Origin of the sequence: Fluviispira vulneris (assembly GCF_014281055.1) — a bacterium.
Taxonomy (GTDB): domain Bacteria; phylum Bdellovibrionota_B; class Oligoflexia; order Silvanigrellales; family Silvanigrellaceae; genus Silvanigrella; species Silvanigrella vulneris.
The window spans coordinates 162,866-187,700 of sequence record NZ_JACRSE010000001.1 but is presented as its reverse complement, the minus strand read 5'-3'; the positions used below and the strand labels follow the sequence as shown (position 1 = coordinate 187,700).

The window sequence follows — 24,835 nt, the reverse complement described above, 5'->3', positions numbered from 1 at the left end:
AATAAAACAATTTATTCATCCATTCAAAGCAGGAAGTATGTCACAAATAGAGCAATTGTGCAATAATCCATTTGCATAGAAAAAATCTCCGATCAAAAGGAATCAGCGACACATTCCCTTTTTAAGAAAGGATGCGAACAAAAATGCAAATACAAATATCCAAAAGTAGGTGGCTAAAAATTATTACATTTATTGCTCTAGTTTTTTATACTAAACAAGGATATTGTCAGGGATATAGTTCGAGTGGAGGCGCTTCTTTTTCTTATAAACGGCAGAACGAGCGTGACAGTGAACGATGGTCTCTCAGCACATTTTTCTTTGAGCGAAATAAATTAAAACAATCTGACCTTCTTATTCGCTTTTACACCAGTGGAAAAGACTCCAAAAACTCACCGCGACTTGAGCCCTATGTTTATGGAAATTGGTACAACGCATTTGATACCAATGGAAGCACATGGGAAGGCTCAGGAGGAGGAGGGAGTGTTTATTTTAATAATTTCATTTCGGGAATTTTTAAGGTCACGACACCAAACCTTGTTTTAGGAGTTTTTGGCGAGCACCGGGAAGAACCGTCGCGAGGTGTCTCAAAATTCGATTCTTTTGGTCCTTCCATCCGATTTTTTGGTAGGAATCAACAAGACTCAGCTCTGTTTATCAACTTAAGAAATACACAAAGAACACTGGAAGGCCAATATTTTGAAGAATGGAATTGGGAAGCAGGCGCGGTGATTTATATAGCTCAAGCACTTCGGATTGAAGGTTCATGGCTTTTTTCAAATGACGAATGGCGTGCATTGCCATCGGCATATGCTGCTCAACAAGGTTATAAAGTGGGGGGAGGTATAGAAATTGGCATATTAAGAATCAGTGGTTTTTTTGAAAATAATAGTTTTACAATTAAAAATCCTGCTGCAAATGCTAGACAAAATTTTAACGAATCGAGAAGAGTGGTTCAAGTAGGTTTATCAATCTAAAATTCAAGCCGATAGGTTAAGAAGATTATCTAAAATTCTGGCGAAAGTATATTTATGTCAATAAACCTCAAAGAAGAAGAATTTCAAAATCCAATTGCACTCAGTGATAGTTATTCTGCGAAAGAAATCATACTCCAAACTTTAATCACAAGTATCGATGATCCTTTTTTAGTTATTGATTCAAATGGAATTATTGAACATTGTTCTTCTGGAAAAAACTCGATTATATTTGACAGCTTACAGGCTAGAAATATAAATGAATTAAAAAACTTTGATAATTTATATACTGAAATTTTTTCAATTTATGAAAAAATTTCAGAAAGTAAAAAAAATATTATAATTGAATATAATCAAAGTGAAACTTCGGAATTTTATTTAATAACAGCTACATTCTTAAATTACAATATACATAATTTAAATTTTATTCTAGTTAAAGTTAAAGATTTTTCATCTGAAAAAAAGTATGAAAAGTCTTTACAATCTGCATTTTTATTTTATGAAAAACAAAGTTATGCTTTAAATTCTGCAGCAAGCATAAGTATTACAGATAAAAGTGGAAATATTATTTTCGTCAATGAAAATTTCTGCAAATTAAGTGGATATACAAGTCAAGAACTTTTAGGAAAAAATCATAATATTTTAAATTCCCACACTCATTCTAGAGCGTTTTTTGCCGACCTTTGGCGCACTATCTTAAAAGGAAACAGTTGGAAGGGTGAAATTCAGAATAGAGACAAAAATGGGTCACTTTATTGGATAGAAACAACGATCGTCCCAATTAAAAATGAAAACGATGAGATCATTCAATTTATTGCTATTCGCTATGATATTACAGAAAAGAAGAAAAACGAATCTCTGATGATTCATACCGCAAATATGGCTTCTCTTGGTGAAATGGCTGGTGGTTTAGCACATGAAATAAACAATCCTCTAACAATTATTCTTGGAAAGATTTATCATATAGAAAGAAAAATAGAATGCACTGACTTTGATAAAGACAAAATAAAAGAGAATTTCAATATTATCGATAAATCTCTTGCACGCATAGCAAAAATTGTTTCTGAATTTTTGAAATTCGCCAAACATTCTGATTATGAAGCTATGCAATGCATTCCTATTGCACAGATTATAGAAAGTGCTCTCTATTTTTGTAGAGAAAAATTTAGAACCAATGGGATTGAAATCTATTTAGATAATATATGCCAGAGTGCTATTTACTGTAAACCCATAAAGATTTCGCAAGTGATATTAAATCTATTAAATAATTCTTATGAAGCAATTGCAAACTTACCAGATAAATGGATTGAAATATCCATTTTAGAAAATTCTCCGGATGTCATATCCATAGCAGTTACCGATAGCGGTCTTGGTATCAATGAAAATATTCTTCCACATATGTTTAAGCCTTTTTATTCTAAAAAAGAAACGACACCAGGATTGGGTTTAAGCATTGCAAAAGGTATTATTGAAGAACATAAGGGAACAATTCATTATGATTTAAACTCAGAAAACACTCGATTTATTGTAACATTAGCAAGGTTTAAATCTTAAACTCTCAATTTTTCAAAATTTATTTTAGCAGAGGCTAAAATAGCAAACATATCAACTAAAATGACATTCTTTTCTTGAACTTTACCAATTCCTGTTACAATTCCAAGATTTGAAACACTACAAATTTCTGGAGTTATGTCAATTTGCTTATTGGTAAAATCTAAGACATCTTGAACAGAGTCGACAATAATACCAACTTTATTTGTCCCGGTATCTACGATTATGATACAAGTTTGTTTTGAATACTCTGTTTCAATTAAATGTAGTTTAAGACGCAAATCCATTATTGGAATTATATGTCCACGTAAATTAATAACGCCTTTGACATATTTTTCGGTATCAGGAAGCTCTGTAATTTTATCCATTCCAATGATTTCTGAGACACATTTTATTTCAAGGGCAAATATTTCTTGTCCCAATTGAAAACTTAAATAGCGCCCTTCAGATGCACATTTTTGAGACTTTGCAGACATTACATTAAGGCTCCCATTTTAAAATCCCTGGATTGTGCCAATATTTGGTTTTGGCTCATCATCAAAACCTTCTTTATCTGAATCAAATGGAATCAATTGTTTTGCTGATTTTTTTATAGAAGAATCAGAAGATACTGCTGTGTTTACAGGGTTCATATTCTCGTTTAAGTGAGAATTGTTTTTCTGCAATTTAGATAAAGAAGTTTTTGTAACAAAATTATTTTTTTCAGCTTTTTCTGTTTTTAATTTTCTATAAGTCAAATTATTTGCCCTAATATTACTCTGCTTATTGTTTTGCATTTTTCTATTTTGAAGTTGCAAAATATTTACTTCGTTCAAAGACTCTTTTTTAACCCCTTCGACAACATATTGTAAATCAGAAACTATTTTAGTGACTTCTTTTGAGCGCAAACTCACTTCCTCACTGATATCTAAAGATTGTTCAGCTATACCCGCATTTGCTTGTGTGATTTGATCCAACTGATTCATTGCTTTGCTAATTTGAGAAATTCCCACTGCTTGTTCATTGTTTGCATTCGCAATTTCTGTTATGAGCTCCGAAACTTTTTTTGAATTCGTTACTATTTCATGCAAAGTTTCGGAGCTATGGCTTGCCACCATCACGCCTTTTCCACTTTTTTCTACACTTTCTTTAATCAAAATCGTAATATCATTTGCTGCTGAAGCACTTCTTTGGGCTAAATTGCGCACAGCCTCAGCCACAACCGCAAAACCTTTGCCGTGCTCCCCTGCGCGCGCAGCCTCAACGGCAGCATTTAAAGCGAGTAAATTGGTTTGAAAAGCTATCGAGTCGATGACTCCAATTATTTCATTTACTTTTTTACTCGATTCAGCAACTTCATTCATAGCTGCACAAAGTTCAAGAATTTCTTTTTCTCCTTCTTCAGCAGAACTTTTAGCAATTTGTGCCAGTTTATTCACTTCTTTTGCGTTGTTGGCATTTTGTTTGACCATACTGGAAAGCTCTTCTAGCGAACTCACAGTTTCCTCTAAAGAAGAAGCACTTGAAGTCGCTCCATGAGAAATTGTTTCACTTGCTTTTTTCATTTTTTCACTTGAGAGAAAAGTTTCTTCACTTGAAATTAAGAGTTTGCTTGTTCTGTCTATGATTTTATTGCAGATATTTCTTACAACGGCTATACTATAAAATAGTAAAAACAAAGTAAATAATGGTCCGCTGATTAAAAGAATGTTTCGATAGTTATTAATATCTGTATTGGCATTTTCGCCAATTTCTCTGGTTAAAACGATTCTTGTTTTTTGCATTTGCGAGATTGATTCTTCGAGCTCAACTGCGAGAGGGTAAAGCTTTTCATGCAATAATATCTTTACTTCTAAACTCATATTGTATTCATTTTTTTTCATAATATTAACAAATTCATTGCCAAATTTATTAAATTGAATAAGCTTAGGCTCAACAGATAAATATACTTCAGCTATTTTCCCAGTGTGTGGAGTACTGTCAAATTCTTCTTTAAGTTTTTGCAATGCTAAAAGACTCTCCTGAGTTTTCTTAAAATTAGCTAAAATTTCCTCTTGTGAACTCGAGATAAAAATAGCTTGGGCAAAACGGATTGTAGCGTGCACTTGTCCAATCATTCTTTCTGTATTTATTGTCGATGGGATTCTTATCAGTGTCATATATGTAAGAGTCTTGGAGGATTCAGAAAGTTTTTGATAAGAATAAATGCTGAAGCCTATTAAAATAACGACTGGTATAAAAATTAATCTTAGCATTCTTCCACGTATTCCATGGAGCCAATCCGCTATAGCCATAGCCTAATCCTCTTGTAACCTTAAATTTAAAACGAGATCTCTTGCTCTGACAAATCGGCTGAAAATAATCTCGAATAAAGTAACATTTTAAAAATGCCTAACTCCAGCAAGTTTGACAGAGGGACAATTTTCATGTCAAAACTTCACTTAACATATCAATAAGTATCAATATTTTTTTAATAACGCCGAAGATAAGCTCTAAGATTATCTTTAAAAAAGCATAAGTAAATTAGTTAAGGGTTTAAAATGAATGAAGAAATAAATGAGAGTATCAAGGGTCGTTATCTTAGTTTTTTCTTGGGTAAAGAAATGTATGCAGCGCCCATAGAGAATATCTGGGAAGTAAACGCTATGATCGAATTCACAGCCGTACCACAAACACCTCCTTTTGTGAAAGGCGTGTTAAATTTAAGAGGTAAAGTGATTCCTGTCATCGATCTCTGTTGTAAATTGAATTTAGCACCAACCACTTTTAATCGCTATACGTGCATCGTTGTAATGCAAGCTCATACTAGACAAATTGGTGTGATAATAGATTCCGTTGATTCTGTAATTGAAGTGCCAAAAGAAAGTATCAAGTCGAATCATTCATTTTCAGAAGAAAATGATATGAAATATATCTCAGGCATGGGTAATATTGAAGGTAAAAGCCTTATCATTCTTAATATAGAAAGCATTCTCTCCGATGAAGAACTCCTAATTAAATAGGTAGAGTTTTATTTTGTTTTAATTCTCGATTGATACAAGCATCCATTATACTTTTCGCAATTTTCTGTAATGGTAAAACGATATGAGAGGCTCCTATTTCTATCGCTTCTTTGGGCATACCAAAGACCACACTCGTTTTTTCATCTTGCACAATATTATAGCTACCAGCATTTTTCATTTCTAGTAACCCTTGGGCACCATCATATCCCATTCCAGTTAAAACCACTCCGATTGCATTCTTACCGACCAATTGAGCGACAGATGAAAAAAGTGGATCGGCTGCAGGCTTCACTCCATGTAAAAGAGGACCGTCTTTTAAACGCACACAAAACTGCGTCCCATGCCGAGCTAAAATCATGTGAAATCCACCAGGGGCAATTAACACACGTCCAGAGTGTACAATGTCGTTAGACTCCGCTTCCTTTACTTCAAACGGACAAATGCTATTCAGAGTGTCAGCAAAACCTTTGGTAAATTCTTTAAGCATGTGCTGAACGATAACTGTGCCGGGAATATCTTCTGGCATATGTGATAAGAGGTGCTTGAGAGCTTCAGTACCGCCTGTAGATGCTGCAATTGCCAATATAATTCTGTTATTTTTAGTTGTTTTTGAAGGTTGCGCCTTTTTAACATTGGTTTTTAAAGGATCAGAAATATTCATTGCACGGATATTTGATACATTTGCACCCGCTGCAGCTCGCACTTTTGCAATGAGTTCAGCGCCAACCAATTCCATAGGAGTCTTTTTATCTAAGATAGGTTTTGCAAATATATCCACAGCCCCAATCGACAGGGCTCTTAGTGCAGTTTGAGAGTTTTCTTTGGCATAACTACTAATAACTATAGTTGGAATGGGAAAATGCTCCATTACTTTTTCTAAAAATGTGAGACCATCCATGTTAGGCATTTGGATATCAAGAGTCATGACATCAGGTTTTAACTCAACAAGTTTTTCCCGAGCAACATAAGGATCTGGTGCAAATCCCACAACTTCGATCCCTGGATCTGAGGAAAGCATATGAGCAAAAAGTTGGCGAACAATATTAGAATCATCAACGATAAGCACCCTTATTTTTCTCTCGGTTTGCATGATCAAATGCTTCTCCTTTTCGTTTATAATCTCATATTATTCAACGAACTCATGAAAAACTTCAAAAGTGTTTGTTATAAACTTAATTTTACGACTCAAATTCCCACCTACATTGTAGTCTATCACAGGAATTTTTAGTTTTTCCAATTCCATAAAGGCCATTTCAACATTTAGTTCACCAACACTTTCTTTAAAAATGTTTGCCCCTATTATATTTCCGCCTCCATAGAATTTAGCTTCAATTTTACACGATTCTCCTCTTAATTCAGCCTGTAATTTTTTTGAGAGATAATTTATGGCATTACATCCATATTTCAAACTCGAGTCATTTTCTTCCATTGGTCTAGGCAATAAAAAATGATTTAATCCACCAATTTTTTTTTCAGGACAAAATAATGCCACAGCAACGCAAGAACCTAAGACAGTTGTAATCGTTGTGGGCTCATTTGTTACATAAGCATGTCCTGGATATAAAAAAATAGATTTCATCCTATTCCTTCTGCTATTTTGCATTTTTTATAAACAGATGGCGCGATGGATTTTAGAGATTCGGGGCCATTTAAAATAGATTCAGAATGGCCGAGTAATAAATATCCATCATAATTTAAACAATTCTCAAATTGTTTTATTGTTTTTGCAACTTGTTCTTTTTCAAAATATATCAATACATTTCTACAAAAAATAATATCGAATTTATGTTGAAATGGATAATATTCTTCAATCAGATTAAACAATGCAAAATTTATTTTTTCTCTTATTTCTTTAATCACTCTGTAAGACCCAATATATTGTCCTTTACCCTTTTCAAAATAACGTTCAATATAATGAGCAGGAACTTGTGACATTTCTTTTTCACCATATAGACCAATACTTGCTTTATTTAAAACATTTGTATCGATATCTGTAGAAAGAAAATGCAACTGCCATCCTTCATTTTTTGGAATAGTTTCATCTAAAATCATTGCTATAGTATAAGGTTCTTCACCAGTACTCGATGCTGAGCACCAAACTCTTATATCATAAAGGCATTGTTTTTTTTTCTTTTCTAAAATTTCGTGAATTAAATTTGGCATTAAATCAAAATGATGTTTTTCACGAAAAAAACTGGTCATATTTGTTGTCATTGATAAAATAAATTCGTTTATTATTACCTGATCACCTTCAACTAATTTTGCATACAATTCTCTATAATTTTTTAAATGAAATTGCTTTAGAATGCGAACAGTCCGACTCGCAAGTAAAGTCTGATTTTTATCACTATAAGGTAAATTTATTCCTGAATGATTTTTTAAAAAATTAGATATTTTGTTGAAAATATTTTCTTCAATTCCATTTTCTATATTTAAAGCATTATTTGGGATATGTAACTGCATAGATTCTTCATCAAAATCTTTCATTTTTTCCTCAATTTGCTTCGGATAATTTTTGTGGATTTAATTTTTTCTCATAGGATATATTATGATTTTTATCTTTATGTGCGCTAGATATAAGTCCTTCTAAATCAAGTATTAGACCCACTTTTCCATCACCGAGGATAGCTCCTCCGCCAATGCCTTTCACATGTTTAAAAACATCGCCTAAGCCCTTAATCACAATTTGACTTTGCCCTAAAACTTCATCAACCAACAAGGCCACTTGTGTGCCTCTTTCTTCAACCACAACCACAGTTTGCGTTCCATCGATAGCTTCACTTTCTGTTGAATTCATTTCATTTTTTACCCATTTTCTCAGTCGGATGAGAGGAAGAAAATTGCCACGCACTTGAATCACTTCATTTTTATTACTTAAGCGGGTAATAGAATGAAAATCAGGTTGCAAAAGCTCGCAGATATTCTCCATGGGAAGAGCATAAACATCATTGTTGACTCTAACTTTCATCGCATCAGCTATGGCGGTCGTTAATGGAATCCACAAGCGGAAACGTGTTCCCTCACCTGGGCGACTCGTTATTTCAATATTACCTTTTACTTGTTCAATATGTGATTTCACCACATCAAGTCCGACCCCACGCCCCGAAATCTCACTGACGACTTCAGCTGTCGAAAAACCAGGAGCAAATAATAAATCATAAACTTGTGCATCGCTCATATGCATATGATTTTCATTATTCGGTAAAAGTCCTTTTAATAAAGCTCTTTTAATTACCTTTTCTCTTATAATCCCGCCACCATCATCCTCTATATCAATAAAAACTCTTCCTGATTGGTAGCCCGCAGCAAGATTGATTTTCCCAATTTCATTCTTTCCTTTTGCGAGCCGATCTTCTTTGTTTTCAATGCCATGATCGAGAGCATTACGACACAAATGCATAAGAGGATCACCCAGTGACTCAAAAACTGCGCGATCGATTTCTGTTTCTTCACCTGTCATAGTAAAATCAACAGGTTTATTTAGTTTGAGGGAGAGATCACGCACAGCTCTATTTACTTTTAGAAATAAAGGTCTAATAGAAGTCATACGCATTGATAGAGCTTTTTCCTGCAATTCGCGTACGATTTTATCCAGTAAAACGAGAAGTGAGCTCAAATGTTGATCCTGGTTAACAGTTAAAATTTCATTACATATCAATTGACTTTTTACGACTACCAATTCGCCAACTAAATCTAAAACAGAATCAATTCTATCTGCACTTAACTTAACAATTGCGGATTTACTTTGATTTTGTTCCTTTTCACTCATTGCTTTCATTAAATTATTATTTTTTATTTCATAATTTACATTATCATGAATTATATTTTTTTGCTCTACGTCGGTGTTCTCGTCTGCGCACTTAGATAAAATACTTAAATTTTCAGAATTTTTCTCCTGTTTCTGCATTGAATTAAAGAGCAATTCTTCACTATTATTTACTACTTTCTCAGCAGTCGTATTTTTAGGCATATTTTCTTCAAATACATAAAACCCTTCATCTTTGTTTCCAGAAATATTCGTTCCAATATTGCTTATATTTCCATTTTGATCAGGCAAATGATTTAGACTGACAAATTTATTGATTCGTTCAACCAAATCAACACAATTTGGTTCTGCTGTTAAGTCTAGTTTTAATGTTGCCACAAAGCTTTTTAAGCGATCGTTAATTTCTAAAAGAAGAGAAATAATTTCCGTTGAGCATAGTTCTTCTTTTACTCTTAATATACATAATAATTCTTCCGCAGCATGAGCAAAGTGACTAAAATGCAAAAATCCTATTGAACCAGAAGACCCTTTCATTGAATGAACTAAGCGAAATATACGATTAAGTTCTTCTTGTTTACTTCCCACATTTTCAAGGTTCATAAAAGCTTCTTCACATTCTTCTAACATAAAATCACATTCTATTAGAAATGATTTTTTTAACTCAGTGAGGAATTCTTCTTCTGTTTTTATTATATTTGTCATTATCATTCCTTAAAATATAAATAGTTAAATTTATTTATTGATTTTTTTAGTATTTGTATTTGAAAAAATGACTCTAATATTTTGCATAGCTAATAATTTTTGTGCTGCATGCTTAACTCTTGGAGAAATATACTGCTCCATTTGCACTGTTTCTGTAAAATTTTGAATATCTTTTTTGGCTTGCTTTATCGCCAGAGAATAATTTAAAGCTTCCTGCACACGATTGACTAAAACATGCGGTGCGAAAGGTTTATTTAGAAAATCAAATGCTCCGAGCTTAAGAGCTGAAATTGTAGCTTCCTGATCACCATAAGCAGTTAAAATTATAAATGGAGTTTCAATATCGAAACTACGCAATTGGCGTAAAAAGTCTAAACCATCTAAAATAGGCATACGTAGATCAGAGAGTATCACATTAAAGGGTTCCTTTTTATGTTTATCCAATGCATCTTGCCCATTATTGGCCGTTTCAACCCAATCAAATGATTCGCTCAGAAGATCCTCTATGGCACTGGCTAGGCCATCTTCATCGTCCACAACTAAAATACGTCCCGTTACTTCATTTTCAGCTGTGTCCATGAATATGCTCCTTCCGTTGAAAAAAGATTCTTTCCACATGTTACTGCAAAAAAAATGGAGGAGATATTTACTTTTATGCTTATGCTATGAGAATGACATCACCTTTTTTCAACAAGGAACTTGCTTTTGTGCTTTATTTTTCGAGGATAATAAGATTTTTTCTTTGTCATAATAAACATGCATCAACGTCAATGGCCATGCAGGTGCACACATTCCTGTTTTTGTTCGATCTTTATGGACAAAAGATTCGGTTATGGTGTTTAAAGATTTTTTTCCGGTAGCCATCTCCACAGCTGTACCCACCATATTGCGAATCATATTTTTTAAGAAGCCTTCCCCCCAGATATCGACGATGATCATTTCTTTGTGGATGGGGTGAATCCAAGCATCGACAGCTAAAACTTTCCGCACTGTTGTCTTAGCAGAGCAATCGGACGATCGAAATGCAGCAAAATCATGTTCCCCTTCAAACTGTTTTAATATTTCACAAACGCTTTCTGGTGAGATTTTGCTGCGCACATGCCAAGCTCTCTTTGTTAAAAATGCGTGTTCAGCAAAACCATACCAAATAAGGTAACGGTAATGTTTTCCTGCGGCATGAAAGCGGGCATGGAAGTCTGAATTGACAAATTCAGCTGAAGAAACACATATATCAAGTGCTAAATGGGAATGTAATATGCCATTCATTCCACGAACAATTCGTTCACAATTTGCTTGAGTTTTTGTATGAAAATTTAAGACATAATATTGTGCATGCACACCAGCATCGAGGCGACTGCATCCACATAAAGTAACTGTTTCACCACTGAACACATTCCATGCGTTGGTAATAGCCTCTTGCACAGTAAATGCATGTGGCTGATATTGATATCCACTGAATTTTTCACCATTCCAAGATAGAATGAGTTTTAAATTTCTATATTCACTGAGTTCCATTTAAATCACCTGAAAGAATTAATAACTGCTCTTTTAATATATTTATTTTATCCCTCAATTCTGCTGCCAACTCAAATTCCATTTTTTGCGATGCTTTTTGCATCTCTTTAATCAGCTTTTGAATATGCTTATCAAGTTTTTTGGGACTGTGTAAAATGTTTAAATCTTCTAAATGCGAAACTGCTTGCAGTAATTTCTCTTGGTATTCATCACCATAATCTAAATTATAAAGCTTCCTTAAATTTTCTGGAATTTTCTTTAGAACGGTTTGTGGTGTAATATCATTTTCTTGATTATATTGCAGTTGAATTTTTCTTCTTCTTTCTGTCTCTGCTAAACAAAATTTTATACTTTCTGTTTCTTTATCAGCGTACAATATCACTCTACCATTTGCATTTCTGGCAGCCCTTCCAACTGTTTGAATAAGGCTTGTTCTACTTCTTAAAAAACCTTCTTTATCCGCATCGAGAATTGCAACCAACTCCACTTCAGGAAGATCTAACCCCTCACGCAATAAATTGATTCCTACCAAAACATCAAATACGCCTAAGCGTAAATCTCGTAAGATTTCTACCCGTTCAATACTGTGAATTTCTGAATGTAAATATTTTACTTTTATTTTAAATTCAGATAGATAATGAGTGATTTCTTCCGCCATTTTTTTTGTTAAAGTCGTAACAAGCACACGATATTTTCTTGAGATAGTTTGTTGAATCTCTATTAATAGATTATCAATCTGTCCTTGAGCTGGTTTTACAATAATAATAGGATCGATAAGTCCAGTTGGACGTATCACTTGTTCTACGATTTCATTACCTGATTTTTCCAACTCATATTTAGCAGGTGTTGCCGAAACATAAATTGTTTGCCCCATTCTTTCCGTAAATTCTTCGAAATTGAGAGGACGATTGTCTAATGCAGATGGTAAGCGAAATCCATAGTTCACCAAAGTTTCTTTACGTGCTCGGTCACCTCGATACATGCCACCAATTTGTGGAATAGTAACATGACTTTCATCGATGACTAATAGATAATCTTTGGGAAAATAATCGAGCAAAGTCGAAGGAGGTTCTCCTTCTTTCCGCCCATCAAGGTAACGTGAATAATTTTCAACTCCTTGACAATAACCAATTTCACGGAACATTTCTATATCATGTAATGTTCTCTGCTCAATCCTTTGTGCTTCTAAAAACTTCCCATTTTCTTTAAAAAGTTTTAATCGTTCAAGGAGATCTTTAGTAATTTCTGCAATAATATTTTCAATTTTTTCTTGTTCAAGTACATAATGGGTTGCAGGATAAATTCCGACTTTATTAATATTTTCTATTACTGTTCCACGCAAGGCATCGATATAAGATATTTTCTCGATCTCTTCTCCCCAGAATTGAATACGAATTGCTTTTTCTTTTTCATAAGTTGGAACAATTTCAACAATATCTCCACGCACCCTAAATTTTCCTCGTTCTAAGGAAATATCATTGCGATTGAATTGAATAGCAATTAAATGTCGAATAAAATCATCCCGTGAAACACTCATACCTTTTTCAAGTAAAATGCGTGCTTTTAAATAAGACTCCGGCTCGCCTAACCCATATATGCAACTGACAGAGCTTACAATAATGACATCTCTTCGCTCAAACAGAGCACGGGTGGCACTGTGCCGCATTTTATCGATATCTTCATTAATCGTTGCTGTTTTATCTATAAAGGTGTCTGTGCTTGGGACATAAGCCTCGGGCTGATAATAATCATAATAACTCACAAAATATTCTACTGCGCTCTTTGGAAAAAGTTCTTTAAATTCTTGAAAAAGCTGAGCTGCAAGAGTTTTGTTATGCGCTATGACGAGAGTCGGTTTTTGTGTCTGAGCAATCACATTGGCAATGGTAAAAGTTTTGCCAGAACCAGTAACGCCAAGCAAAACCTGCTCAGCAATGCCATTTTGAATTCCACTGACTAATTTTTGAATGGCTTGTGGTTGATCACCCATTGGCTCAAGCGGCCACTTTGTCTCAAATTTCTCGTCGCTCATAGAGCACTTCCTTCATTAATTTTCCTTAATAATATCCGCAACCGTTTCGCACCATACAGGATGAGAATTCAAGGATGTGACTAAAGTTAAGTCCTCTCCTCCAAGTGCTAGCCACTGCTCGCGTGCGCGCATTTGAATTTCTTCGAGTGTTTCTAAACAATCTGCCACAAATGCAGGACAAATAACTGCGATTCGTTTGAATCCTTTTGCAGCAATTTCGGGGAGAACAAGGTCTGTGTAAGGTTTAATCCACGGATCTCGCCCTAAGCGAGATTGAAAACTCGTCATATGATTTTCATCTGTTAACTTTAATAACTTAACAAGTGAACGGGTTGTAGCATAACTTTGCGCACGATAACAATATTTATTTTCAGCTTTAATAGCTGAGCAGCAATCTTTCTTTTCTAAACAATGGTCTTGATTAGGAGATATATCTGATTTTCTAACATGTCGCTCAGGCAATCCATGATAACTAAACAAGACAAAATCTGCTTGAAATTGATCTATTTGGGGTTTTGCAACAGCATAAAAACTGTCAATAAACCGTTTATCATCATAAAAATAAGAAATATATTTTAAACGAGGTACATTCCACATAGAATTACAAATTTTTCCAATTTTCTCAAAAACAGTTCCTGTTGCTGCTGATGAGTATTGAGGGAATAAAGGAAATACAATTATTTCATCGACATTTTTTTCTAAGAGTTTTTTAACCGCTGATTCCATTGATGGACTTTGATACCTCATACAAAATTCTATCGCATAAGAGTCGCCTAATATGCGATTCACATTTTCTGCGAGCGCTTTGCCATGCAAAAGCAAAGGTGATCCTTCATTTTTCCATATCATTTTATATGCATGGGATGATTTTTTGCTGCGGAAAGGTAAAATAATTAAATTTAATAACAAAAAGCGGGCAATGGCTGAAATATCTATCACTCTTGGATCGGAAAGAAATTCTCGTAAATACTTTCTCACATCTGGAACCTCTGGGGTGTCAGGGGTACCCACATTAACAACTAAAACACCGATTTTCTTGTTTAAATTCATTTAATATTCCAAAATCCTAAAATTAAGTTTATTGTTGAAGTGCAGATGCAACAAAGTCTATCTCAAATAGAATACTCCCCGAGATACAACCAAATGTGTTTGTTATCACTAATGAACCTAGAAAACAAACCGTTCAATCGAAGTCAATAAATACCTCAGTCCAGGCAATAAGCTATTTGGAGATCATATAAACAAAAATGCAATCAATAAGTGATTTTGCGAATCATGAAACACCTTTGACGATAGGATAGCATGTCTCTTTTACTATTATTTTATGTAAAACATACTTACTCAAAGCCACATTTTTACACAATTAAGAAATCATTTGTTTAAATAGTTTTAATGCATAGAACAAAGGGTGTCGTTCGTGTTTTCCATACGCAGTCGTTTTCTGATCTCTATGGGTTTACTTGTAATCATTTCTTCCACAATCTGCCTTTTTTTTGGTGGATGGCTTTTCCTTGAGCAACTTAGAACTTCGTCTATGAATACTTTAAGCACGGGACATGAAGTTTTGGGGGCAATAATAAATTATGAATTTAATAAGCTAAAAAGTGATTCTAAAATATTATCGAATCTGTCAGATTTTATAAAAAAAGTGGAAGCTCGGCAGAGCCAAGCAGTCTTAAAAGTTGCTAGAAAATTCCAAGAGCAAATGGTGATTGATGACTTCTCTAGCTATGACAATGATGGAAATCCTATTGCTTTAGCAGATGAAAAAAGCAAAGATAATATTTTAAATTTTTTTTCCCTAGATAAAAACAAGGATATTGAAAATTCATTCAAACAGGCTTTAAAAGGGCAATCAAGTATTCGATTTCATGTTGAAAGCGAAAAAGTGAATTTCACTTCAATATCACCTGTTATCTCGGATAAAAAATCAATATGTGGAATTCTTACAACATCACTCTTTCTAGACAATAAATTTACAGAAAGAATAAAAGAATTATCAAAGGCGGATATCAGTATATTCGCAAATAGAAAATTGATTGCAAGCTCACTTGAAAGCCAAGAAGAAAAAAATAAGATACTTGACGAATTTTTGCGAATTAAAATGGAGCAATTGGAAAAACAGAAAATTTGGAATATCGACACAGAATTTTATTTACTCACTCGCTTTGATAGCAAATATGAAGGAGATAAAATATATGCTCTCTTTTCTGTTTCCAATAAAGAAAATATTTATATATTTGAATATATTAAACAATTTATTATTTCGTTTGGAATATTAACTATATCTATTTGCATTGTATTAGCCACTTTAATCTCTTCAGGAATAACGCGCGGCCTAAAAAAATTGGAAAAAAATGCTATAGCTCTCTCAGCTGGAGATTTAAATATAAAAATTGATACAAGAAATAATGATGAAGTTGGGAGATTAGCGAGAAGTTTTGACAAAATGCGCAATTCAATTGCTCAGCTTATAACCAATTTAAAAGAAATAAATGAATCCTATCAAAGATTTGTACCAAGTCAATTTCTAGATATTTTAAATAAACAGGGAATATTAAATGTGCATTTAGGCGATAGTAAACAAATAAAAATGACAATTTTATTTTCTGACATTCGAGATTTCACCACAATTTCAGACAAATTAACACCACAAGAAAGCTTTGATTTTCTCAATCAATATTTAAAAATGATTGCGCCAATTATCAAAGAAAAATGTGGATTTATCGATAAATATATAGGTGATGCAATTATGGCTCTTTTCCCGACAAAAGCTGCCCATGCTTTGGAAACTGCTATAGAAATGCGCTGCTGTTTGGAAAAGTTAAATATGGAAAGACAAAATCAAGGTAAAAATCCAATGCAAATAGGCATTGGTTTAAACACGGGTTTGGTTGTAATAGGAATTGTTGGCGAAGAGCAAAGAATGGATGCAACTGTTATTGGTGATTCAGTGAATGTTGCTGCACGAATTGAAAGTTTAACAAAAAATCAGGTTAATAAAATCCTTTTATCTCATGAAACGTATTTAGATTTAACTGAAAAACAAAAAGAGTTAGTTAAAAGTATAGGATTGCATGATTTAAAAGGAAAAGAACAAGCTGTTCTTCTTTATGAGGTTGAACAAAATGAGATAAAAAAATTTTAATTTAAAATTTTTCATCTAAATAAGTGATTATAAACTTATCTCTGTATTTATCATTTGCAATTGAAATTAATTCCGGATTTTCTGGATAATATTTAAGCAAAGGCATCAAGGATGATTGTCCTATAATTGAGCGATAAGAATTATCTTCAGGTCTAAAACCCCAAATATTATTATGAATCCATGGAGTGTTATTATAATTTCCAATATAAAGCATGATATGACCTTGAATATAAACTAATGTTAGGAATTTACGACCATATTTTGCAAGAGCTTCTAATCTTTCTTGTGTCCCAAGAGAACTTAAATTGAGCATGACCCCCTCTTTAGATTGCTCCGCTGAGTTACGGGGAAGCCATATTCCAAAGGTTGAAAAAATTGCTTTTAACTCCAATGAACAATCATTGAAAAAATACAATCCCCCCCAGCCATATGGCCTACCAAGCAATGGATTAATAACATTAACAAAGTTTTTTGGTGTAGCTACCAAAGGGAAAAATGCGATTTTTCCCTGATTTATCTTAGCCACTTTCAATTTTGCATATCCATTTTTTAACATAACAGGATAAAATATTTTATTTATATTATTTAAATATTGTCCAGGATACAAGCTCCCAGTATATCCAATATTCACTATTTTACCTAAATTATTCTTTATTGGTGTTTCGGGTTGAATAATAACACGGAGCCCATTTTTAACTACAATTTTTTTATATCTTTCAATAAATTCGCAAGAAACACGTGCAATTGAATAACTTGGTACCCAAGTAACAATATCAGAGTTTGTTAATATGAGTGACCATTTTTTATCTTTTGATTTCCCAACTATATATAATGGAGTACCAAGCCAGATCGAAGTGATCTGCAATTTATCAAATGGATAACCTTCTCCAACTTGATTATAATTAAAATAAAGCGGGGAATTTGTAGGCAACGATCTAGCACTTATATTTTCGACTGCTATCGCTCTATTTTCAGGATTAAAATCTAAATATTTATTAAATTGGGTAAGATTCAAATTTGGTTTTATTTTATTTTCAAACCATGCACATGTATATGGCCGAAAATTAAAAGAAAAACTCTTTGGATGTTTTGTATCGCATTCTGCTTTAAATTTTTCCAGTAAAAGATTTTCTATACTCAAAATGTCTTTGGGACTCGGTTTATTTATTGCGTTTATGACAAATTCTTTTGCCCAAGGAGACTGTTCACCAAAAAAACGTTCTTTATATGCATCGACCTTTTCTTGTTGAATTGCATTTTGCAAGAGTGGAGAGTTATAATCATTCGACTTAGGATCTATATAATAATTTAAATTTTGTGCATAATTAGTCAATGGAAAAATCTGAACTCTATTTTTTCCATTATTTGTTATATGACAAGATTGTATAAGAAAAACAAAAATAAGTAACGATATTTTTTTCATAATTATCCAAAAAATTATTCTTTTTTATTTAAAATTGAAATTTTTCTATATAGAGTTATATAGATTCGTAGCAGGTTTTAATAACTAATAGGATAGCTGTCAATACTATTTTAAGCCAAATTATACTTTATATATAAGCATTTGGAATAGCTAAGTTTTAAAAAATATTTCTTATCGTAACAGAATTAAGTAGCTAAAATGACATATTTAAGCTTAAGCCACTGAAATATTGTCTTCAACAGATAGATTTCTTTCAACAATATTTTTACTTTCATCTAATTCTTTAGAAGAGTTATCTTCATTTATAAAATATTCTTTTATGACATCTTCTAAAGTTGAGACAAAAGATACGTTGACTCTACGGCGAATCGTAAGGGGTAACTCAGCAAAAGAACCTCTGTTTTTTTCTGGCAAACAGACTTTTCTGATACCGGCTCTCAGGGCAGCTAATACTTTTTCGCGCACACCTCCGATTGGCAAAATACGCCCATGGAGTGTTATTTCCCCAGTAACTGCAATATCTTGGCTGATTGCTACATTTTTAAAAGCAGAGACCAGAGCAATAGCGATGGCAATACCTGCACTGGGACCATCTTTTGGAATGGCACCTGCGGGCACATGTAAATGAATATCGTAATTTGTAAATTTACTACTATCCAGTTCAAGTTCTTTTGCCAAACTGCGGACACAACTGAGAGCCGTTTGAGCTGATTCCTTCATCACTTCTCCCAATTGACCAGTGAGAATCAGTTTACCCGTACCGCCCATCAATTTGACTTCAAGCTCAAGAATCTCACCACCCGTTTGGGTATATGCAAGTCCAACTCCCACACCAATTTTTTTATTATATATGTCGTGATCGTCGTTAAAGTAACGTTCTTCACCGAGCAGTTCTTTTGCTATTTTAGCAGTTACCTTAACTAATTTTCTTTCTTTCCCTTTTTCATCATTTTCTGCGATATATCTCGCAAGTTTTCTTGTTATTGTTGCTATATGTTTTTCTAAACTGCGCAATCCGGATTCGCGGGTATAGGCATTTATCACTAAGTTAACTGCAGTGTCTTGAAATTGCACAAGATCGGCATTCAAACCATTTTGTTCAATCACTTTTGGAATAATGTATTGTCGAGTAATTTCAGATTTTTCTTCTTCGCTATAGCCAGACACTTCTATAATTTCCAGCCGATCCCGAAGAGCAGCAGGTATAGTATCGAGTCTATTTGCATTCGCTAGAAATATAATTTGGCTTAAATCGAAAGGGACTGAAATATAGTGGTCGGAAAAGGTATGGTTCTGTTCTGGGTCGAGCACTTCAAGCAGCGCGCTTGCGGGATCCCCTTTGTAGTCGGCACCAAGCTTATCAATTTCATCGAGCATAAGCACAGGATTCCGAGTTCCAACAGTCTTTAACGTCTGGATAATTCTTCCTGGCATGGCTCCTACGTAAGTTCTGCGATGTCCTCTAATCTCCGCTTCATCACGTACGCCACCCAAACTGATTCTGACGAATTTTCTTCCAAGAGCCCTAGCTATACTTCGCCCTAAACTGGTTTTACCTACTCCTGGAGGTCCAACAAAGCATAAAATAGGGCCTTTTAAATCTGGATTTAATTTCTTGACCGCAATATATTCTAAAATACGATCCTTTATCTTTTCTAAGCCATAATGATCTTCATCTAAAATCTTTTTACAATGTGCCATTTCTATTTTAGAATCACTCATTTTTGCCCAAGGAATATCGACCATCCATTCCAAATATGTTCTTGTTAAGGTTGCCTCACTTGAATCTTGATTCATTCTTTCCAACCGACGCAATTGCTTAAGGCACTCTGTTTGCCCTTCAGAACTCATCCCTGTTTTCAGAACTTTATCACGTAGATCTTCGATTTCATCTTTTCCGTCAAGTTCTCCCAACTCGTGTTTTAAGGCTTTGAGCTGTTCCCTTAAATATTGCTCCCTCTGATTTTTAATAGCATCTTCTCGCCCTTGTGAAAATCCCTTGGAATTAACAGTGTAGTTTTCTAGCTCACGCAATAATAAAGTATGAACTCTTCTTAATCTTTCAAAAGGTTCGATCGTTGCTAAAACTTTTTGTGCTTCCACAATTTTTAAGCCTAAATTACTCGCGACAAGATCGGCTAATTTGCCAACTTCTGTTACATCTTCGAGAAGCATTAAAAGATCTGGAGAAATTGTCCTCCCAAAAGTAACTATTTTCTCTAATTGTTCTTTAACAGCGCGACAGAGAGCTTCACTTTCTTGAGCGCTTTCTTTATCAGGCAACATTCTTAGGTTAACAACCGGAAATGGTTCAGTTTGTTTTAAATTTATGATACTTCCTTTAGAAATACCTTGAATGAGAACTTTCGTTCTTCCATCAGGAAGTTTGCGCGTGCGCATGACGGTAGCAATTGTACCAACATCATAGACATCAAATGGTGGAGGAGTTGAGACACGTAATTCAGGATAAGAATCATGCTCACGATTTATTTCTGAGCGAAATGCTGAAAGGAAAATAAATCTATCTTTTGCACATGCAGCTTCAACTGCTCTCATGCAAATATCCTCTGCAACAAATACGGGTAAAATCATTTGAGGAAAAACCACAATATCTTTTAATGGCAAAAGGGGTAGACTTTCCGCAACTTTATCAATTCCTTGCAGCATAGAATCCTTCCTCTAGTGCAATTGTTTTTAATTTTTCTTATTCTCTTATTTATTTTTACAGATTATTTATAAACTCAGTGAGTCGCAAAAATGGCAGGAAGCAGATAAGACCATATCTGTTGAAAAATTTACTGTGCAAAAATTTCTGCAAAGAAATAATTTATTTCTTTGCAGATGTTTTAACTTTGGCTGCTGTTGTCGAAGCGGGTTGAGTAGCTGATGACTGAGCACGCGCGCGTTGTTCTTGTCTCTGTTGAACTTCTTCATCAGTTAACAAAATTCTTTCAGGAGGTTTTCCTTCACGAATGCACTCAGCTGTTACGGTAATTTGCTTAACATTTCTTTGGCCAGGAATATCAAACATAGTTTCTAGCATCACATCTTCAAGTATCGCTCGTAAACCGCGAGCACCTGTCTTTCTTTTTATTGCTTCTTGTGAAACGGCAATAAGAGCTTCTTGAGTAAATTCTAAAATAACTCTTTCATAACTAAACAACTTTTGAAATTGTTTAATGATAGAATTTTTAGGTTGAGTTAGAACTTGCACAAGCGCAGATTCATCGAGTTCAGCTAAAGTAACAATTACAGGCAATCGTCCCATAAATTCTGGAATCATTCCAAATTTTAAGAGATCTTCTACTCTCACTTTCGCAAAGAGATCTGTAACAGACATCTTGGATTTATTTTTTATATCAGCCCCAAATCCCATTGCTGTCTGTTCCATACGATTGCGGATAATTTCTTCAAGACCTGCAAAGGCTCCTCCACAAATAAATAAAATATTTGTGGTATCAACTTGGAGAAATTCTTGTTGAGGGTGTTTGCGTCCACCTCTTGGTGGTACATTGGCAACAGTTCCTTCAAGGAGTTTAAGCAATGCTTGTTGAACGCCTTCTCCTGATACATCGCGGGTGATCGATGTGTTTTCCCCTTTACGGGCAATTTTGTCAATTTCATCTACATAGGCAATGCCTTTTTGTGCTTGTTCAACATCGAATTCCGCTGCTTGAAGTAGATTTAGAATTATGTTTTCAACATCTTCACCAACATAACCTGCCTCAGTTAAGTTAGTTGCATCGGCGATAGTAAAAGGAACCTGTAATATACGTGCCATACTTTGCGCTAAAAGAGTTTTACCAGAGCCCGTTGGCCCAATGAGTAAAATATTACTTTTAGAGAGCTCAACATCTTCTTTTGCAGCATTCGAACCGTGTTCTATGCGTTTGTAGTGGTTATGAACAGCTACGGAAAGAACCTTTTTAGCTCTTTCTTGACCGATCACATATTCATCAAGAACTTTTTTAATTTCGCTTGGACTTGGAACGCCTTCCGCTATTTGTGCAGCATCGTCTTTTTCCATTTCCTCTGCGATAATTTCATTACAGAGTTCAATACATTCATCACAAATATAAACATTTGGCCCTGCAATAAGCTTTTTAACTTCTCTTTGACTTTTACCGCAAAAACTACAGTGGAGGCCATGCGAGCTGTTGGAGCCACCGCGTCCTGATGAAAATTTTATTCCATTTTGTATCATAACAATTCACTACCTTTTATCAGAGACCCGTAAAAGCCACTCTGTCAGATCTCGGCATTAAAATATCGTCAACCAGACCATAATCCTTAGCTTCGGATGCCGACATGAAAAAATCCCTGTCTGCATCAGCTTCGATATCTGTAATTTTTTTGCCTGTATGAGCAGCTAAGATTTCATTCAAACGCTTTTTAAGGGAGATGATTTCTTTTGCTTGAATAGCAATATCTGTTGCTTGTCCACCAGCTCCTCCGCTCGGTTGGTGAATCATAACACGGCTATTCGGCAATGCATATCGTTTTCCTTTTGCTCCTGCCGCTAAAAGCAGAGCTCCCATGCTCGCACATTGCCCAACGCAAAATGTACGAACTTGTGGGCGAATCACTTGCATAGCATCATAAATTGCCAGTCCTGCAGTGACACTTCCTCCTGGGCTATTTATATAAAAACTAATATCTTTTTCAGGATCTTGAGACTCAAGAAAGAGAAGTTGAGCAACAATAAGGTTGGCAACTTCATCATAAACCGGAGTTCCAAGAAATACGATTCGATCTTTTAGAAGGCGAGACCACACATCGTAAGAACGTTCTCCTCGATTGGTTTGCTCAACAACTATAGGAACAAGTGGCATAGGTCTTCTCCAAACAATGTGCAGTGGCAAAAATTGCAATTCACTGATTACAAAATAAATATAACCTAGAGTGGATGTTCCTGCAAAGATGATACTGAAAAACTTCAAAGCTAAAGTCTTAAAACACTTGCTTCAAAATCTGCAAATGAACATACTCGGCGAAGCCCATTTCAAGAAACTATGAAAAAAGGCTGTTAAATGCAATAAAAAGGAGCAGTAAATGAATCGTTTTCAAGTTTTTCCTGACCTACCTATTGGCAACAATCATATACGCCCTCGTCGTCTCAGAGTAAATGAAAACATTCGTTCCCTAGTCCAAGAAAATAAACTGCAAAAGACGGATCTTATTTTACCTCTTTTTATTTCTGAAAAAGGAACGAAACGCTTTGATATTCAAAGCTTACCCGGAGTTTATCGCATCCCATATGATGAAATCATCAATGAAATTGATGAAATAAAAAAACTCGGTATCCAAGCAATTATGCTTTTTCCAGTTGTTGACATTTCTCGCAAAGATCTCCATGGGACAGAAGCATTTAACCCAGAAGGTCTGATCCAAAACTGCATCCGCAAAATTAAAGAAACATTTCCAGACATGATAGTCTTTGTAGATGTTGCACTTGATCCCTATACAACCCATGGACATGATGGTATTATTAACGAAAATGGCTATGTCTTAAATGATGAAACCGTTGAAGTATTGTGCAAACAATCATTATCTTATGCTGCTTGCGGTGTGGATTTTGTTTGTCCAAGCGATATGATGGATGGAAGAATAGCAGCAATTCGCTCGACACTTGATAAAGAAGGTTATACAGGTACCGGAATTTTGGCTTACAGTGCAAAATATGCATCTGCTTTTTATGGTCCTTTTCGTGAAGCTATTTCCTCTGGAGCCCGTGGATTAGACAAAAAAACCTATCAGCTCAATCCAGCCAACTCCCGCGAAGCAGTCCGTGAAGCTGTGCTTGACATTCATGAAGGTGCGGATATGGTTATGGTTAAACCAGGTTTACCTTACTTGGACATTGTGACAAAAATCAAAAGTCAAAGTGAAGTGCCTGTAGTTATATATCAAGTCAGCGGTGAGTACGCTATGCTCAAATGCGCTGCACAAAATAATTTGATTGATGAGAGAGCTGCTGTTCTCGAAAGCCTTCTTTCAATGAAACGTGCGGGAGCTGATTTAATTGTAACGTATTATGCAAAATGGATTTGTGAAAATATATTATAAATTATTTTAATATATATTTTATATGAGTGAGGATTGATTACAATTAATGCAAAATAAAATGGCTAAAAAAAGAGAATTAGTTGAACATGGATTAGAATATATTATTTTTGCAAGCCGCTGGCTGCAAGCTCCAATGTATTTTGGCCTAATCGTAGTTCAAGTTATTTATACTTATAAATTTATTCTTGAGCTCATTCATATTGTAAGCACTGCCGATGTCAGTTCTGAACTGCAAATATTGCTTGGGATTTTAAGTCTTGTTGACGTTACTATGGTTGCAAACTTAGTGGCCATGGTTATCATTGGTGGATATGCAACATTTGTAAGCAAATTAAATCTTGATCACCATGATGACAAACCTGATTGGCTCGATCACATCGATCCCGGTGCGATTAAAGTAAAGCTCGCAAGTTCATTGATTGGAATTTCGAGCATTCATTTATTACGTTCATTTATCGACATTGACAAAATGGAAGCAGATAAAATAATGTGGCAAATTATTATTCATATGACTTTTATAGCATCGACAGTATTTCTCTCATTAACTGAATATATTATGTCAAAAAAGCAAACCCATTCGAATAATCACAATGCATAAGAGCTGTCCTTAAATATAGCATTATTAACAAAAACACAAATCTTGCTTAAATACTCTTAAAATGAACAATTGCACGATTTTT

Annotated in this window: 20 protein-coding genes; 6 read left to right on the top strand and 14 right to left on the bottom strand. The window is 34.5% G+C overall.

Annotated features, from left to right (window positions below):
- Positions 1-143 precede the first annotated feature (143 nt).
- Both H7355_RS00750 and H7355_RS00745 read left to right on the top strand, forming a co-directional pair.
- The gene (locus H7355_RS00750) at positions 144-974 is read left to right on the top strand and encodes a hypothetical protein (RefSeq protein ID WP_186643926.1); all 831 of its coding nucleotides are present in this window, start codon (positions 144-146) and stop codon (positions 972-974) included.
- Positions 975-1,028: 54 nt separating this feature from the next.
- Complete coding sequence (locus H7355_RS00745) at positions 1,029-2,525, top strand: PAS domain-containing sensor histidine kinase (protein WP_186643924.1); 1,497 nt, start codon at positions 1,029-1,031, stop codon at positions 2,523-2,525.
- Here the strand turns inward: H7355_RS00745 and H7355_RS00740 are convergent.
- Together H7355_RS00740 and H7355_RS00735 are read right to left on the bottom strand one after the other, a co-directional pair.
- Positions 2,522-2,998 carry a chemotaxis protein CheW gene (locus H7355_RS00740; RefSeq protein WP_186643922.1) on the bottom strand — a complete coding sequence of 159 codons (477 nt, stop codon included), beginning with the start codon at positions 2,996-2,998 and terminating at the stop codon, positions 2,522-2,524. The genes H7355_RS00745 and H7355_RS00740 overlap by 4 nt on opposite strands.
- An 18-nt stretch (positions 2,999-3,016) precedes the next feature.
- On the bottom strand, positions 3,017-4,795 hold the full coding sequence (locus H7355_RS00735; protein WP_186643920.1) for a methyl-accepting chemotaxis protein: 1,779 nt from the start codon (positions 4,793-4,795) through the stop codon (positions 3,017-3,019).
- A 246-nt stretch (positions 4,796-5,041) separates the two neighbouring features.
- Between H7355_RS00735 and H7355_RS00730 the strand changes: the two genes are divergently transcribed.
- Entirely contained in the window at positions 5,042-5,503 is a 462-nt protein-coding gene (locus H7355_RS00730; protein ID WP_186643918.1) for a chemotaxis protein CheW, read from the top strand.
- Here the strand turns inward: H7355_RS00730 and H7355_RS00725 are convergent.
- From H7355_RS00725 to hemH, 8 genes are all read right to left on the bottom strand, one after another.
- Complete coding sequence (locus tag H7355_RS00725) at positions 5,496-6,593, bottom strand: protein-glutamate methylesterase/protein-glutamine glutaminase (protein WP_186645375.1); 1,098 nt, start codon at positions 6,591-6,593, stop codon at positions 5,496-5,498. The two genes, H7355_RS00730 and H7355_RS00725, sit on opposite strands and share 8 nt — an antisense overlap.
- Before the next feature lie 36 nt (positions 6,594-6,629).
- Entirely contained in the window at positions 6,630-7,082 is a 453-nt protein-coding gene (locus tag H7355_RS00720) for a chemotaxis protein CheD (protein WP_186643916.1), read from the bottom strand.
- Positions 7,079-7,990, bottom strand: coding sequence for a CheR family methyltransferase (locus H7355_RS00715; RefSeq protein ID WP_186643914.1), 912 nt, complete (start codon positions 7,988-7,990; stop codon positions 7,079-7,081). Before H7355_RS00715 ends, H7355_RS00720 begins: the two co-directional genes overlap by 4 nt.
- Before the next feature lie 7 nt (positions 7,991-7,997).
- Entirely contained in the window at positions 7,998-9,971 is a 1,974-nt protein-coding gene (locus H7355_RS00710; protein ID WP_186643912.1) for a chemotaxis protein CheA, read from the bottom strand.
- A gap of 30 nt (positions 9,972-10,001) precedes the next feature.
- The gene (locus H7355_RS00705) at positions 10,002-10,550 is read right to left on the bottom strand and encodes a response regulator (RefSeq protein WP_186643910.1); all 549 of its coding nucleotides are present in this window, start codon (positions 10,548-10,550) and stop codon (positions 10,002-10,004) included.
- Positions 10,551-10,658: 108 nt separating this feature from the next.
- Positions 10,659-11,486, bottom strand: coding sequence for a tRNA pseudouridine(38-40) synthase TruA (gene truA / locus H7355_RS00700; RefSeq protein ID WP_186643908.1), 828 nt, complete (start codon positions 11,484-11,486; stop codon positions 10,659-10,661).
- On the bottom strand, positions 11,473-13,518 hold the full coding sequence (gene uvrB, locus H7355_RS00695) for an excinuclease ABC subunit UvrB (protein WP_186643906.1): 2,046 nt from the start codon (positions 13,516-13,518) through the stop codon (positions 11,473-11,475). The genes truA and uvrB overlap by 14 nt, the downstream gene beginning before the upstream one ends.
- 15 nt (positions 13,519-13,533) lie before the next feature.
- Positions 13,534-14,568 carry a ferrochelatase gene (gene hemH, locus H7355_RS00690; protein ID WP_186643904.1) on the bottom strand — a complete coding sequence of 345 codons (1,035 nt, stop codon included), beginning with the start codon at positions 14,566-14,568 and terminating at the stop codon, positions 13,534-13,536.
- A 367-nt stretch (positions 14,569-14,935) separates the two neighbouring features.
- Here hemH and H7355_RS16105 point away from each other — a divergent pair, with 367 nt between their 5' ends.
- Positions 14,936-16,666, top strand: coding sequence for an adenylate/guanylate cyclase domain-containing protein (locus H7355_RS16105; RefSeq protein ID WP_186643902.1), 1,731 nt, complete (start codon positions 14,936-14,938; stop codon positions 16,664-16,666).
- Position 16,667: 1 nt separating this feature from the next.
- On the opposite strand, the gene H7355_RS00680 is transcribed toward H7355_RS16105, so the two are convergent.
- The 4 genes from H7355_RS00680 to clpP all read right to left on the bottom strand — a co-directional run bounded on the left by H7355_RS00680 (position 16,668) and on the right by clpP (position 22,921).
- Positions 16,668-18,089, bottom strand: coding sequence for an SH3 domain-containing protein (locus H7355_RS00680; protein ID WP_186643900.1), 1,422 nt, complete (start codon positions 18,087-18,089; stop codon positions 16,668-16,670).
- 213 nt (positions 18,090-18,302) lie between these two features.
- Complete coding sequence (lon, locus tag H7355_RS00675) at positions 18,303-20,756, bottom strand: endopeptidase La (RefSeq protein ID WP_186643892.1); 2,454 nt, start codon at positions 20,754-20,756, stop codon at positions 18,303-18,305.
- 160 nt (positions 20,757-20,916) lie between these two features.
- A complete protein-coding gene (clpX, locus tag H7355_RS00670) occupies positions 20,917-22,293 on the bottom strand; it encodes an ATP-dependent Clp protease ATP-binding subunit ClpX (RefSeq protein WP_186643890.1) in 1,377 nt (458 codons plus the stop codon).
- A gap of 19 nt (positions 22,294-22,312) precedes the next feature.
- Positions 22,313-22,921 carry an ATP-dependent Clp endopeptidase proteolytic subunit ClpP gene (gene clpP, locus H7355_RS00665; protein ID WP_130607863.1) on the bottom strand — a complete coding sequence of 203 codons (609 nt, stop codon included), beginning with the start codon at positions 22,919-22,921 and terminating at the stop codon, positions 22,313-22,315.
- 220 nt (positions 22,922-23,141) lie between these two features.
- Between clpP and hemB the strand changes: the two genes are divergently transcribed.
- Positions 23,142-24,155, top strand: coding sequence for a porphobilinogen synthase (hemB, locus tag H7355_RS00660; protein WP_186643888.1), 1,014 nt, complete (start codon positions 23,142-23,144; stop codon positions 24,153-24,155).
- Positions 24,156-24,213: 58 nt separating this feature from the next.
- Positions 24,214-24,753: a TIGR00645 family protein gene (locus H7355_RS00655; RefSeq protein WP_186643886.1), complete on the top strand. Its 540-nt coding sequence runs from the start codon at positions 24,214-24,216 to the stop codon at positions 24,751-24,753.
- Positions 24,754-24,835: the final 82 nt, after the last annotated feature.